14 protein-coding genes and 1 pseudogene are annotated in these 13,663 nt (G+C 64.8%); 2 read left to right on the forward strand and 13 right to left on the reverse strand.

Annotation, left to right across the window (positions count from 1 at the left end):
• Positions 1 to 186 precede the first annotated feature (186 nt).
• On the reverse strand, positions 187 to 939 hold the full coding sequence (locus D3227_RS19790) for a tryptophan 2,3-dioxygenase family protein (protein WP_120015989.1): 753 nt from the start codon (positions 937 to 939) through the stop codon (positions 187 to 189).
• 156 nt (positions 940 to 1,095) lie between these two features.
• Here D3227_RS19790 and D3227_RS19795 point away from each other — a divergent pair, with 156 nt between their 5' ends.
• Positions 1,096 to 1,566: an Lrp/AsnC family transcriptional regulator gene (locus D3227_RS19795; RefSeq protein ID WP_120015990.1), complete on the forward strand. Its 471-nt coding sequence runs from the start codon at positions 1,096 to 1,098 to the stop codon at positions 1,564 to 1,566.
• Positions 1,567 to 1,718: 152 nt separating this feature from the next.
• Here D3227_RS19795 and D3227_RS19800 read toward each other — a convergent pair whose 3' ends face one another.
• Both D3227_RS19800 and D3227_RS19805 read right to left on the reverse strand, forming a co-directional pair.
• Positions 1,719 to 2,870 (reverse strand): RtcB family protein, encoded by a 1,152-nt coding sequence (locus tag D3227_RS19800; RefSeq protein WP_342634004.1) that lies wholly within the window; start codon positions 2,868 to 2,870, stop codon positions 1,719 to 1,721.
• Positions 2,871 to 3,274: 404 nt separating this feature from the next.
• Positions 3,275 to 3,634, reverse strand: coding sequence for an SPW repeat protein (locus tag D3227_RS19805; protein ID WP_120016090.1), 360 nt, complete (start codon positions 3,632 to 3,634; stop codon positions 3,275 to 3,277).
• A 280-nt stretch (positions 3,635 to 3,914) separates the two neighbouring features.
• On the opposite strand from D3227_RS19805, the gene D3227_RS19810 reads away from it, so the two are divergent.
• Positions 3,915 to 4,103 (forward strand): hypothetical protein, encoded by a 189-nt coding sequence (locus D3227_RS19810; RefSeq protein ID WP_120015991.1) that lies wholly within the window; start codon positions 3,915 to 3,917, stop codon positions 4,101 to 4,103.
• Between the two features lie 74 nt (positions 4,104 to 4,177).
• On the opposite strand, the gene D3227_RS19815 is transcribed toward D3227_RS19810, so the two are convergent.
• The 10 genes and pseudogenes from D3227_RS19815 to D3227_RS19855 form a co-directional block, all read right to left on the reverse strand.
• Positions 4,178 to 4,630, reverse strand: a complete 453-nt coding sequence (locus D3227_RS19815) for a YeeE/YedE family protein (protein WP_120015992.1) — start codon at positions 4,628 to 4,630, stop codon at positions 4,178 to 4,180.
• Complete coding sequence (locus D3227_RS19820) at positions 4,627 to 5,034, reverse strand: YeeE/YedE family protein (RefSeq protein WP_120015993.1); 408 nt, start codon at positions 5,032 to 5,034, stop codon at positions 4,627 to 4,629. The genes D3227_RS19815 and D3227_RS19820 overlap by 4 nt, the downstream gene beginning before the upstream one ends.
• The gene (gene bigR, locus D3227_RS19825) at positions 5,031 to 5,363 is read right to left on the reverse strand and encodes a sulfite-sensing transcriptional repressor BigR (RefSeq protein ID WP_120015994.1); all 333 of its coding nucleotides are present in this window, start codon (positions 5,361 to 5,363) and stop codon (positions 5,031 to 5,033) included. Before bigR ends, D3227_RS19820 begins: the two co-directional genes overlap by 4 nt.
• 2 nt (positions 5,364 to 5,365) lie before the next feature.
• Positions 5,366 to 6,235 (reverse strand): annotated as a pseudogene (locus D3227_RS19830) (MBL fold metallo-hydrolase); the annotation flags it as partial.
• Positions 6,236 to 6,423: 188 nt separating this feature from the next.
• Positions 6,424 to 8,523: an EAL domain-containing protein gene (locus tag D3227_RS19835; RefSeq protein ID WP_120015996.1), complete on the reverse strand. Its 2,100-nt coding sequence runs from the start codon at positions 8,521 to 8,523 to the stop codon at positions 6,424 to 6,426.
• A gap of 68 nt (positions 8,524 to 8,591) precedes the next feature.
• Positions 8,592 to 9,044, reverse strand: coding sequence for a Gfo/Idh/MocA family protein (locus tag D3227_RS42215; protein ID WP_208646399.1), 453 nt, complete (start codon positions 9,042 to 9,044; stop codon positions 8,592 to 8,594).
• Entirely contained in the window at positions 9,023 to 9,580 is a 558-nt protein-coding gene (locus tag D3227_RS42220; RefSeq protein ID WP_208646400.1) for a Gfo/Idh/MocA family protein, read from the reverse strand. Before D3227_RS42220 ends, D3227_RS42215 begins: the two co-directional genes overlap by 22 nt.
• Before the next feature lie 37 nt (positions 9,581 to 9,617).
• The gene (locus D3227_RS19845; protein WP_120015997.1) at positions 9,618 to 10,610 is read right to left on the reverse strand and encodes an ABC transporter permease; all 993 of its coding nucleotides are present in this window, start codon (positions 10,608 to 10,610) and stop codon (positions 9,618 to 9,620) included.
• A 32-nt stretch (positions 10,611 to 10,642) separates the two neighbouring features.
• On the reverse strand, positions 10,643 to 12,583 hold the full coding sequence (locus D3227_RS19850) for a sugar ABC transporter ATP-binding protein (protein ID WP_245451807.1): 1,941 nt from the start codon (positions 12,581 to 12,583) through the stop codon (positions 10,643 to 10,645).
• A gap of 7 nt (positions 12,584 to 12,590) precedes the next feature.
• Positions 12,591 to 13,556 (reverse strand): substrate-binding domain-containing protein, encoded by a 966-nt coding sequence (locus D3227_RS19855; protein WP_120015998.1) that lies wholly within the window; start codon positions 13,554 to 13,556, stop codon positions 12,591 to 12,593.
• Between the last annotated feature and the right edge of the window lie 107 nt (positions 13,557 to 13,663).

A 13,663-nucleotide genomic window follows, 5' to 3' on the forward strand; every position in this document is an offset into this window, starting at 1 on the left:
ACAAAGGAGGGAGATCGGACGTCACGCGGGCTTTCGCCAATCACCAACGTTGGAGGAAGAGTGCCATCGAGGAAACCGCCAATCTCCCCTCTTGTGGGAGAGATGTCCGGCAGGACAGAGGGGGGCGCGAAGGATCGCGACGTTCCGATCCGTTGCGACCTCCGCCGACTGCCATGACGGAGATCCCTACCCCGCCTTTGCCTCCGGGTGGCTGATCGAGTCCCTCACCCTGCCATACTCCGCGCCCCAACGGTCGGTCATGTCGCAGCGTATGTGCCAGAGCTCGGGGAAGAAGCGGTGGCGGGCGCCGCCTTCCAGCATTTCGACCGGCCGGCCTTTCAGCGATTTCGAGCCGAGCCCGATCGAGCGGTGGATGAGATAGAGGTGGTTGGCGCGGAATTTCTGGAACAGCTCGTCGAACTCGATCAGCGCCTCGGCCACGACGTAGGAGTCGCCATGGTCGTACCGGGCATCGTAGACGTCATCGACCGTCAGCTCGCGGCCATCGAGGTATGAAGCCCTGAAGGCCCGCCAGAGGTCCGGCGGCAGGCGTAAGAGCAGCTTGAAGCCCGGCGATTCCTGGCCGCTGCCATTGCCGAGCTGCAAGCGGATCTGCTGGTACTCCTTGGGCGACATGGTCTCGAGCAGGTTGAGCTGCGCCGTCATCATGCGCATGAGACGGTGCACCCTGCCCATCAGCGTGACGATGCGGTGGGTGTCCTGTCTCTCCAGATAGTCGAGGACATCTACCAGCGTGTAGGCGATGAGCTTCATCCACAGCTCCTCGACCTGGTGCACGATCTGGAACTGCAGCTCGTCGGCATTGACCATCTCGGCCAGCGGCTTCTGGCATTGCAGGAGCTTGTCGCATTGCAGGTAGACGCCGTAGTCGCGCATCTCCGGCGCTTCGATGCGGGCGTGATAATCGGGCTTGTGCATCGTGTTCTCCCCTGCCCGGCCTCTGGCTTGGGGCATCCATTCGGTTCAGGTCGCCATGATAGAAGCTTTCGGCTCGAACATTGTTCCTTTCTGTTATCCGAATAGGAGGAATTGGAGTACGATAGTCGTCCACTATGGAAATCAGGAGAACGATCTGTGCTGGATGCACTCGACCGAAGGATCGTCGCGGCGCTGGAGCGCGATGCGCGAATCTCCTTTGCCGTCCTTGCCGACGAGGTGGGCTTGAGCAAGACGCCGTGCTGGAAGCGGGTCAAGGCGCTGGAGGACGCCGGCATCATCCGCGGCTACTCGACCCGCATCGATCCGGCACGCATCGGCTTCGGCATCGAGGCCTTCATCCAGGTGTCGATCGACTTCGAGGTGTCGGACGCCTTCGAGGCGGCGGTGAAAAGACATCCGCTGATCCGCCGCTGCCACGCCACGACCGGCGAGGCGGACTATCTGCTGCAGATTGTCACCGTCGACATGATGGCGCTGGACAGGATGCTGCGCGAGGAACTCAGCCGCCTGCCCGGCGTGCGCCGAACGATTACCTCGATGGCGATGCGCGAGATCAAAAGCGATATCTCGTTCGCCGATGCGGTCGGGCATGCGTTGAGGGGATAGGTGGCCGGCATCGAGCCGGTGCTTAACCGCTGTTCCTCCAGGGCATGTCCTTTTGCCAATCACCGGCCATGATCGAGCCGTAGGGATCGATGAAGTCGTCGATCGCCGCAAGCCCGTGCTTTTCGATCTGGCCGACCACCTGGCTGGCGCTCTTATAGGCCGCCGGCAGTTCGGAGATGTCCGGCGTGCCCAGCCAGAAGCGAATGTCGAGCCCTTTCGTCTCGGCCTTGACGACCTCGCCGAAGGTCGCGGGTACCGATTACGTCGCGCAGATACCGCGTCCGGCTCATGTTGCGGCCGGCGCCATGCGGCGAAAAGCCGAGTGCTGCCTTCTTATCGGTGTGGCCGGCAATCAGGATCGGCTCGCTCATGTTCATCGGGATCAGCGTGCGCCCGTCGTCGTCTGGCGAAAAGCCGGCGAAGGACGGCGTCGCGCCCTTGGCCTGGATGCGATCATGGATATGGAAATGGTTTTGCTTCGTCCATTCGCGAATGATCTGCAGCGCCTCCCAATAGGCCCGCCCGTCCTGCGTATCGGCCTCGATCCAGGCCACACCCGGCGGAGTCCTCGGCGACACGATCGCCGTGTGCCTGCGGGCAACCGCCATGCCGCGCTTGTAGTGCATGGCGCCCGGGCCACGCGAGCCATGATGGGTGACGATCGCCGGCTGGCCGGTCGAGCGCAGATGCCCGACATAAAGGAAATGGTTGCCGTCGCCCTGCGTGCCGAGATTGCTGTCACCGATCGGCGCGATATCGGACAGGAACCGGTTTGCCTTGAAGCGGGCAGAGTGTTCCGCGGGCATCGCCCAGCCGCGCTGGTCCTTGCGGCCACCGGGACCGAAATGGGTGGTGTCGAAGGCGGCGTCGAGGATCTTCTTCGGGTCGTCGTTGCGCTTGAAGACGGTGATGGCCATCGAGCAGCAGATGTCGGCCGAATGGAAGCCCGGATGGATGGCGTTCCTGGTCGCCACGACGCCGCCGACCGGGATGGTGCCGGCCGGGCATGCGTCAGGCATGACGACGCCGGACACCACGGTCGGCGTGCGCAGCAGCGCATCCATGGCCTCGACGACGAGGCCGAGATTGTCGCGTTCGACCTCGGTCTCCGGTTCGAGAAAGATCCCGAACGGCAGCGCGTTGGTGCGAGGCGCCATCTCGACCGGCGTCAACGTCTGGAGGTAGGCGAAGATCTCGTCCTGCGACCTGCCCTCGCCCTCCATGCGCTGGGCGTCGGCGATCGCCCCGGGAAACCATTTCCCAGGCTTGAAGCCCCACTGGATGAGATCCTTGCCGGTAATCACGGCTCGCTCCCGACGCCAAAAAGGCGCGGTGAATACCACATCACACCAGCGGCGGCGCGCCGGCACGTCACAAGCATCGAGATCGGTTCAGGATTGGCGAAAGCCGCGTTCAGTTGAGCGGAGATCTGCCATCGACCGGCTGCGGTTCCCGTGGTGTCGGCGCCTGCTTCTCGGCGTCGGCCTTGCGCTTCAGGCAGTCCTCGTAGTCATGGTCTCGCCCGCCGCAATAGGAGCAGCATTTTGCAGGGTTGTCGGAGTGGAGCATCGAGGCCATTCCCAAGAATGCACGAAACGGTTTCCGGTTGCAGCAATTCGTGAAGCCGCTCCGGTCCAGCCCTGTGCCCCGATAGTCCAAAGGAGCCCGCCGCTCCCGCGCCGGGCCCCGCCTAGCCTGCCGTCACCACTCACGCATGCGCGTGCGGGTGGCGGAAGTCCCAGACCGCCCAGGCCGACGCGGCAACCACCAGCACGCCGAGGACGACATGGGTCGCCATCGCGTTGGTGTTGGCCATGAAGCCAAGCAGCCAGGGCGAAACGATCAGCCAAAGCCCGATAACGAGGTTCGCCCACTCTTCCCATTCGGCGAACGCCGAAAGCGTCGCGAGGGCCAGGCCGCCGAGCACGAAGCCGGCAATCCAGGCATTCCACGCAGGCGTGGTTTCAGCGGTAAAGCCAATGATCCAGGGTGAGATGAACAGGCAGATCGCAAGGACCAGATTGATCCAATCCTGGCCCTTTCTTCCTTCCATCAGTTTCATTGCCATGACAACCTCCATAGAGAAGCTTGACAAACGGCACTACGTTTCGCGTGCACCGCACGCTTAGTCATTGATATAATTACGCTTCAATGGGCCTTCAAGATCCCGCCCCCGGTGCCAGCGTCCAGCGGAAGTCCGCCAGCGTCGGCGCAGTCGGGCGCCAGGTCACCGACGGGGCCCGCCGGATGTCCCACCCCACCACCGGCGCCTCACAATCTCCGGCTTTTGCATTGGCAAACAAAGATACTATATTAGCTGACTAAGATGATTCAGCGTTGGCGATGCGATGGCCAAGAAGAAATCCAAGCCGGCGGCTTCCGGCATATCGGCGGTCTCCCGGGCGGAAGCCTATGAGGAGGCGAGCTATTTTGCGCGCAAATGCGGGCTGACCCGGGACGAAGCGCTGAGGATGATGCGCGAGGCGCAAGGGTCTCCGAGCATGGCGAAGCCATCCGGCGGCCGGCGCAAGCGGTAGGATCAGCCACCGCCGCCGACCAGGCCGAGCGTGAAGCCGAAGAGGCCGCCGGAGCCAATTGCCTCGCGGACCGGTCATGACGGGCTGCCGATGCATCTCGTGACGCCCGCGAAACAGCGGTCATGCAGCGTCATGCCGGCGATCATGGCGGCGACGAACAGGAAAGAAGGCGCGAGGCCGAGCGTCAGGCTCGCCAGCGCGGGGCCGGGACAGAAGCCGGCCATGCCCCAGCCGATGCCGAACAGGGCCGAGCCGAGGACCAGCCGCCGATCGATGCCGGTATCCGGCGGCAGATGGAATGCCTGGTCGAGGACCGGCCGCTTCATGCGCTTGGAGAGCAACGTGCCCAGCATCGCCACGGCGACCGCCCCGGCGAGCACGAAGGCGAGGCTCGGGTCCCAGTCGCCCGCGACATCGAGGAAGCCGCGGACGCGGGCGGGATCGAGCATGCCCGAGAGCGACAGGCCGAAACCGAAGACCCCGCCGGAGACCAGGGCGGCAAGAAGACGCAAAGTCTGGAGATTCACAGTCCGGCGATCCTCATCAGGGTAACGGTCGCGCCCCCTGCCGACAGGAAGGTCAGCACGGCAACGAAGGAGCGCGGCGACAGGCGGGCGAGGCCGGCAACGCCATGGCCGCTGGTGCAGCCGGAGCCCATGCGCGAGCCGAAGCCGACCATAAGGCCGGCAGCGGCGATCATCGGCAGCGAGGCGGTGATGGTCACCGACGGCCAGTGGCCGAAGCCGGCCAGGAACAGCAGCGGGCCGATAAGCAGGCCGATGACAAAGGCCGCGTTCGTCGAAGCGCGTGCCAGCAGCAGCCGGCCGACGATGCCGCTGGCGCCGGCGACGCGGCCGTTGAGAAGCAGCAACAGGCTGGCCGAAAGGCCGATCAGCAAGCCGCCGAAAAGCGAAGCCCAGTAATGCGTCATGGGGTCACCGCTTCGGCGCAGAAGATCGGGTAGAGGGCTTCGACGAGGCGCGCGGCCTTGGCTTCCGTCAGGCGATAGAAGATCTGCTTGGCCTCGCGCCGCGTCTCGACGATGCCGGCGTCGCGCAGCACGGTAAGCTGCTGCGACAGCGACGGCTGGTGGATGCCGAGTTCCTCTTCGAGCTGGCCGACGGAGTATTCGCCTTCGACCAGCGTGCAGACGATCATCAGCCGAGCGGGATGGGACATGGTTCGCAGCAGGCCGGCGACCTCCCCTGCCCTGTCTTCCATGTCGGCGCGAGTCATCGCGGCTTTGGCTGGCATCGTCATGATCAGCCCCAGGCCGCGCCGGCAAGCGCATCGAGCGGGAATTTCAGATAGCGCCGGCCATTGTCTTCCGGTTCCGGCAGGCACCCGCCGCGCAAATTCACCTGAAGCGCGTGCAGGATGAGCTTGGGCATCGGCAAAGTGCGGTCGCGCGCCTGGCGAAGCGCCACGAAGGCTGTCTCGTCGATCCCGGCGATATGCGGGTTCGAGCGCTTCTGCTCGGCCACCGTGCTCTCCCAGCGCGGCTCACGGCCGCCCGGCTGGTAGTCGTGGCCGGTGAACAGGCGTGTCCCATCAGGCAGCGCCAGTATCCGCTGAATCGATCCCCACAGAACCTTCGCGCTGCCGCCGGGAAAATCCGCCCGCGCCGTGCCGCTGTCCGGCATGAACAGCGTGTCGTGCACGAAGGTCGCGTCGCCGATCACATAGGTTATGGAGGCCAGCGTATGGCCCGGCGAGAACAGCACATGCGCGTCGATCGAGCCTACCTTGAAGCGATCGCCATCGGCAAACAGCCGGTCCCATTGCGAGCCGTCGGCCGACAGCATGGGCCAGTTGTAGATGCCTTTCCAGAGACGCTGGACATCGACAACGCGGGCGCCAATCGCGGTCGGCGCGCCCGTCCTGCCCTTCAGGTAGGAGGCGGCCGAGAAATGATCGGCGTGGGGGTGGGTGTCGAGGATCCATTCGACCGTCAGGCCATTGTCCGCGACATAGGCAAGGATGGCATCGGCATTGCCGGTGTCCGTCGCGCCGGATTTTTCGTCGAAATCGAGAACCGGATCGACTATGGCGCAGCGCCTGGTCGCCGGGTCGGACACGACATACTGGATGCTCGAGCTGCGCGGATCGAACAGGCCCCAGACAACGGGCCGCGCGACGGGCGGCTGTCCCATGACCGGGAGATTGTTGGTGATCCTGACTGGCTGCATGGCCGCGCTTCCTCTTTTCAATATACAATTGCATATAATATATATTGATTGGAGTCAACAGGCGCGACCAACGACCCCCCCGTCCAGTATCAGCGCTTTGGAACGTTCGAGAAAGCCCGACAAAAAGAAGGTTAAGCTCGCCGCCTCTTCTGCAAAACCACATGAACCGTCGCTCGCGAAACAATCGCTTCCAGCGGCTCTGGCCGGTGCAGCAGGAACCCCTGGCCGTAGGCGACGCCCATGCCTTCGAGGATTTCGAGCGCGGCTTGCTGCTCGATTTTCTCGGCCACTACGGAGCAGCCGAGGCTTCTGGCAATACCTGATATCGCCGCGACGATCTCGCGGTCAAAACTGTTCTGGGCGATGTTCTCGATGAAGGAGCCGTCGATCTTGATGGCGTCGACGGGAAAGCGCCGCAGATATTCGAACGAGCTCATGCCGGCGCCGAAATCGTCGAGGCTGACGCGGCAGCGGCGCTCGCGCGCCTTGCGCACGAACTGCTCGGCGGCGTCGAAATTGGTGACGGCGGCGGTTTCGGTGATCTCGAAGCCGATGCCCGAATGCGGCGCGCCGGTCGCCTCTATGGCGGCGTCGACGAAGTCCCACAGCTGCGGGTCGCTCAGCGTCTGCGCAGACAGGTTGAAGCCGAGCGAAATAGCGCCCGAGCGCATTGCCGAACCGTGCAGCGAAAGCGCCGTCCTGATGATCCAGCGGTCGAGCCTGGAAGCGAGGCCGAAGCGCTCGGCCACCGGGATGAATTCGCCGGGCGGGATCATCCGGCCGTTGCGTCCGATCAACCTTGCCAGCACCTCGACATGACGGCTCTCCTGCCAAGGTTTGCCGAGCAGATGGATCTGCTGGCCGAACAGCTTCAGCCTGCCGTCCTCCATGGCGTCGACCAGGTCGGCGGCGAGCCGTGCCGCGTTGAGCCCGCCTGAGCCCGACGCCGTCTCCGGCGAAAACACCGCGAAGCGGTTGCGCCCGGCGGCCTTGGCCGCATAGCAGGCGTCGTCGGCGCAGGCCAGCGCGTCGGCCACGGTGGTGTTGTGGTCGGCAACGAAGGCAATGCCGACGCTTGCCGCGAGCCTGCGCGACGTCGCCGCGGCACCAAGGTCGGCGTCGCGCACCGCCGCGAGAATAGCGGCGGCGAGCCGCTCGGCGCGCGATTGGTGGCAATTCGGCACCAGCAGCGCGAACTCGTCGCCGCCAAGGCGCGCGGCATGCGCGGTTGGCGGCAGGCAGCCGACGATCCCGCCGGCGACGCCCTTCAGCGCGAGGTCGCCGGCGGCATGGCCGGCGTAGTCGTTGAGCGCCTTGAAGTAGTCGAGATCGACATAGAACACCGCCAGCGGCAGCCGGCGCGCCGTGCCGATATGGTCGGCCAGCAGCCTGTCGAAGGCGGCGCGGTTCAAGAGCCCGGTCAGCGCATCGTGGTTAGCGGCATAGGCCAATTCCTGCGCGCGCTTCTTGTCCTCGGTGATGTCGCGCACGGTGCCAAGGATCTGACCCGCCGCGCCGGCGGCGATGAAGCGCACCAGCGATTCGACATGGCGGATCTCGCCGTCGCGTTTGACGATGCGGTATTGCGAAGCAACGACGGCGTCCGAGCCGATAGGCACCTGGTGGGCGCGCTCGGTGGCGTCCTTGTCGTCCGGATGCAAATAGGTGTGCCATAAATCGGCCGTCACCTCATCGGTGTCGGCGACAAGACCGAAAATCTCCCGGCTGCGGGCATCCCAATAGCTCTTGTGGGTGCCGATATCATGGTGCCAGATGCCGGTGCCGCTGGCGGCGAGCGCCAGGCGGAAACGGATATTGACCTGTTCGAGCGCGGTTTCCGCCTCTTTCTGCCTGGTGATGTCGGTCTGCACGCCCATCAGCCTGACGGGCCGGTCGTCCGCATCGCGCTCGACAATGCCACCGCGATCCAGCACCCAGACCCAGTGGCCGTCCTTGTGCTTGAGACGCAACTCGGTCTCGATAGAGGAGGTCAGGCCGTCTATGTGGCGGTCGCCGCTGGCCTTCGCGCGCTCGCGATCGTCGGGATGCGTCAACTGCAACCAGAGGTCGGCCACGTCGGCAAGCTCGCCCTCGTCATAGCCGAGCATCTTCGACCAGGTCGGCGAATAATAGCAGGCGCCACTCTTGATATCCCAATCCCAGACGCCGAGATGGGCGCGCTCGAGCGCCAGCGCCCAGAACTCCTCATTGCGTGCCTTGTCGTCTGCCATGCCCGGTTTTTGCCCACCCTGTCGCCGACAATGTGCACAAAAGCAGAGAAGAATCCGTTACCGGGAAATCAGGTCGGGCGCCGCCAGCGATAGGCTTCGTCGACGAGGCGCAGCGTGCCGAGATTGTCGGTGGGGCTGTTTTCGAGGATGCGGCCCGCCGCCAGACCGTCGATAAAACACGCTATCGTGTCGCGATAGGATGCGGCGTAGTTCGCCGCCAGGTCGATCGCCACGGTTTCGGACCGTTCGCCGTCGAGCGTGAGCCGGTCGCGCTCCAGAAGGATACGACCGCGCTCGCAAAAGATCTCGAGCCGGTCGAAGACCTCGCCCGGATAGCCCCTGGCTTGGAGGTTGCCTTGCAGGATAACCGGTGTTCCATCGCGGGCGACCATCGACAGCAGCGCGTGGTCGTCGCCGATCACGGCATCGCCGCTGCCGACCGAAGCGGAGCGCAGGCTGAGTTCACCGAACAGGAAGCGCAGCGTGTCGATGTGGTGGATCAGGATTTCCTTGACCAGCATCTGGTCAGCGAAACAAGCATCGGCTGACGCTTCAGTGCCGGAAGCTGGCCATCGGCATCCGGCACCAGGCCGCTGCTCAGCACGCTCATCTGTGCCTGCACCGGATGGCCGATTCCGGTCTCATCCAGCCAGCGCCTGATCTGCCGGTAATGCGGCCGGAAGCGCCAGTTCTCGTGCACCATGAAGGGGACGCGACCGCCGATTTCGGCCACCAGTGCTTCCGCATCGGCAAAGCTCGGCGCCAGCGGTTTTTGGCAGAGGATGGCCAGTCCTGCCCGCGCCGACAGCCGGACATGGGCGGCATGGAATTCGCGCGGCGAGGCGATGTCGACGGCGTCGAGTTTCTCGGATGCCAGCATCGCGGCGGCGTCGGCATGGATGCCGGCAATGCCGTAGTCGGCTGCACGGGTGTTACGCGCCTCGGCGGACGGATCGGCGATGGCGACCACTTCAGCCCTGTCGGCGAGGCCGCGCCAGGCATCGAGGTGGTGGCGCGTCACCCAGCCGGCGCCGATCATGCCGATGCGCAGGGTCATGCCGGCTCCTGGCGGATGACGGCGTAAGGCGCCGATGTCATCGGGCGCCCCGGCGGCTCACCAGCCTTTCCACCAGCACGGCGGCGATGATGATGGCGCCGATCGCCGAGCCCTGCCAGAAGGGCGAGACGCCCATCAGATTGAGGCCGTTGCGGATCATCACCATGATGAAGACGCCGATCAGCGTGCCGATGATCGAGCCACGCCCGCCGAACAGGCTGGCGCCGCCGATGACGACGGCGGCAATGGCATCGAGTTCGAGCAGATTGCCTGCCAGAGGATCGACCGACAGGATCTTGCCGGCAAGCAGCAGCGCCGACACCGCCGACAACGCGCCGGACACGACATAGGGCAGGATGGCGTAGCCGACGACGTTGAGGCCGGCGGTTCTGGCGGCTTCGGCATTGGAGCCGATCGCATAGATGGTGCGGCCGCCCTTGGTGTAGCCGAGATAGAGATAGGCAAGCAGGTAGAGCACGAGCAGGACAAAGACGTTCATCGGGATGAAGGCGACCTTGGTGTAGACGAAGTCGCTGAGCGTCTCCGGGATGTTCGAGATCGAGATGCCGCCGGAGAAGATGTAGCAGAGGCTGCGGCCGATCGACATCATGCCGAGCGTGACGACGAAGGCGGCGAGGCCGAAATAGCTGATCAGGACGCCCGAGACGAGGCCGATCAGGCCGCCGCAGACGATCGCCACCAGGGCGCCGACCGGCAGGCCGAGCGAAGGCACGACGAGGCCGAAGATGATGCCAGTCAGCCCGGCCACCGCACCGACGGACAGGTCGATGCCGCCGGTGAGGATGACGAAGGTCATGCCGATGGCGACTATGCCGACGACCACCGACTGGTCGAGCAGGTTCAGCACGTTGATGGTGGTGAGGAAATAGGGCGAGGCGAACGACAGCGTCACCGCGATCAGGATGGCAAGCAGCAGCATCCTGACTTCCAGCCGTGCAGTCAGCCATTTGAGCCATTGCCGTGGCGGCTTCGCCTGACGGGCTATGCCTATCATTTCATTCGCGGCCATTGCGGGGCGTTCCTTATCAGTCGTGGGCGGCGTCAGTCATGAGCAGCGTAGTGAGCCTGGATAGCGGCCGCCAATCTGGCGGTGTCGGGCGGATCGATGTCGCAAGGCAGGACGAGGCCGGCCGCGCCCATGGCGTGACCGCGCGAGCCCGCGACATCGACGATCAGGGTGTTCAGCTTGCCGTGGGCCTCGGCGACGAATTGCGATTTGGCAGCAGCAAGTGCCGCCGGAATCCGCGTCTGCGAAAAGTCCACGGCGGCACCGTTACCGAAGCCTGGCGAAGCGCGGTCGTCAGCGACCGCAACCTTGAGGCAAAACAGCTTCTCGTCCTCGATCAGTCCCCAGAAGGCGGCGCCGCGATAGGTGGCGGCGAGGTCGCGCAGAAAGCGGACGTTGCGCTCCATCGAGGTGCGGGGCGCCGCCAGCAACGTCAGCTTCTCCTCGTCCAGCACAGCACTCGGCATGTCGGCGATCGACATGCCGTCGCTGATGACGACGACGCGCTCGCAGATGCCGAGCAATTCGTCGAAGTCGGAAGAGACGATCAGCACCGCGACGCCGCGGTCGGCGATGGCGCGCAGCATGGCGTAGATCGAGGAGCGCGTGCCGATGTCGACGCCCTTGGTCGGTTCATCGAGCAGGATGACGGCGGGATCGAGCATCAGCCAGCGGGCGATGATGATTTTTTGCTGCATGCCGCCGGAAAAGTTCAGCATGCTGGCGTCGAGCAGACGGTCCGCCGGCAGGCCGAGCATGTCGAGCAATTCCCTAACCTTCTGGTCACGCTGCCGGTAGGCGAGCCCGAAGCCGCGATGGGCGCCGAGATGGGCGAGCAGAAGGTTCTCCCTGACGCTGAGGTCCGGCACTATGCTCTGGCGGCGGCGGTCCTCCGGCACGAAGCCGATGCCGGCGCGGATCGACTGCGCGGGCTTGCGTGGTGCAAACGGCTTGCCGTTAAGGCGCACCCAGCCGCCATCGCGGCGCCTCAGCCCGAATATTGTTTCCAGCGTCTCGGAGCGTCCGGCGCCGACCAGACCACCGAGACCGACGATCTCGCCGCGGCGCAGGCCGAAGGAGACATCGCGGACCAGCGGCGCGCTTTTCAGGTTCTCGACTTCGAGCACGACGGGCTTCTCGGCATGCGAGCTCGGCGCCCGCTCCATGTAGATCTGGCTGAGCTCCCTGCCGACCATGTGGCGGATCAACTCGGTTTGGGTCAGCTTCGCGGTGGCGACGTCGGCGGCGACGGTACGGCCTTCCCTCAGCACCGTGACCTTGTCGGTGACGGCGAATACTTCCTCCAGCCGATGCGAGACGAAGGCCAGCGCCCTGCCCTCGTCGCGCAGCTTGACCATGATGTCGAACAGACGCTCGACCTCGCCGGGGCTGAGCGATGCCGTCGGTTCATCGAAGATGATCAGGTCGGATTCAAGCGCCAGCGCCTTGGCGATCTCGACCAGCTGGCGCTGCGCGGCGGAAAGCGCGCGCACGTCGCCGTCGAGCGGCAATTGCGCGCGCTGGCCGAGGCGGGAGAGTATGTCCTCGGCTTTCCGTCGCATCTCGCCGAAACGCGTCAGGCCGGGCCGGCCGAGCTCAGGGAGAAAAATGTTCTCGACCACCGACAGATCGGGGGCGAGACTGGTTTCCTGCATCACCAGCGAAATGCCGGCATCGATGGCGTCGCGGGCACGGCGGATCGAGAACGGCTTGCCCCTGAAGGCGATGTCGCCGGCATCCGGCAGGATCTGGCCACAGATGACGCGCGACAGCGTCGACTTGCCGGCGCCGTTGGCGCCGAGTAGGGCGTGGATCTCGCCGCGCCTTAGCGTGATCGAAGCATCGGCGAGCGCACGGGTGCGGCCGAACGATTTCTCGACGCCGCTTGCCGTGAACAGAGTTTCTTTCGCTGCTACCGCCTGCATCTTGCCTTCGCTGGAAAGCCGCGCCGGACCACCGGCGCGGCATTGGAACATGCCAGTGTTATTCGCCGAAGACGTTCTTCTTGGCTTCGGGAAGCAGCTCTTCGATGTTGGTGCTGGTGGCGATCATCACCGGCACCAGGACCTCCTTCGGCGGCGTCTTGCCGGCAAGGTGCTCGGTCAGCGACTTGGCCGCCGTCTCGCCCATCAGCCAGGGCTGCTGCATGCCGGCCGCCGTCAGTTCGCCGCTCTTCAGGAGATCGACGAATTCGGGAATGCCGTCAAAGGCGCCGACGATGATGTCGCCGGAGCGGTTGCTGGCCTTGATGGCTCGTAGCGCACCCATGGCCGGCGTGTCGGCTTCGATGAACATCGCCTTCAGGTTCGGATTGCCGGTCAGCATGTCCTGCGCGAATTTGAAGGATTCATCGGCCGTGTAGGCCTGCATCTGCTGCAGCGCGATCTCCTTGCCGTAACCGCCGGCCTCCATCGCCGATCTGAAGCCGTCGGTGCGCTTCTGGCCGTTGATGCGGGCGAGCGAGATGGTGATCATGCCGTAAGGCGCTTCCTTCATGCCCTTGGCCTTGGCAGCGGCAGCCACCGCCTCGCCGACACCCTTGGCGCCAGCCGTATTGTCGGAGGCGATGAAGGAAACGTATTCGCCTTCGGTGGTGCCGATGTCGCAAATGACGACCGGGATCTTGGCGGCGGCGGCGAGCTTCAAGACGCTCGGCGCCGTCGAGGAATCGGTCGGCGAAATGACGATGCCGGCGACGCCGCGGGTGATCGCGTCCTGCGCGTTGGTGAGCTGCTTCTGGGCGTTGTTCTGCGCCTCCAGCGCCTGGAAGGTGTAGCCACCCTCCTTGGCGCCGGCCTCGACGCCCTTGGCGACGGTGCGCCAGAACGGCACGTCGAGCGCAGGCGCCAGATAGACGATCTCCTTCGATTGCGCGAAGACGGGCGAAACACTGATGGTCGTTGCTGCCGCCGCTGCCGCGGCGAGTGCGATGAATGTACGTCTTTTCATTTCCGTTCTCCTCCGTTGATGTTTTCTGCGATGCGCGCCCGAGGTCCGGCCGGCGCGCTGGATTTTCGAACTCCTCCGACGGACCTCCCTTTTCTGCTTCGTAGACT

Source organism: Mesorhizobium waimense, assembly GCF_003601975.1.
GTDB classification, from domain to species: domain Bacteria; phylum Pseudomonadota; class Alphaproteobacteria; order Rhizobiales; family Rhizobiaceae; genus Mesorhizobium; species Mesorhizobium waimense.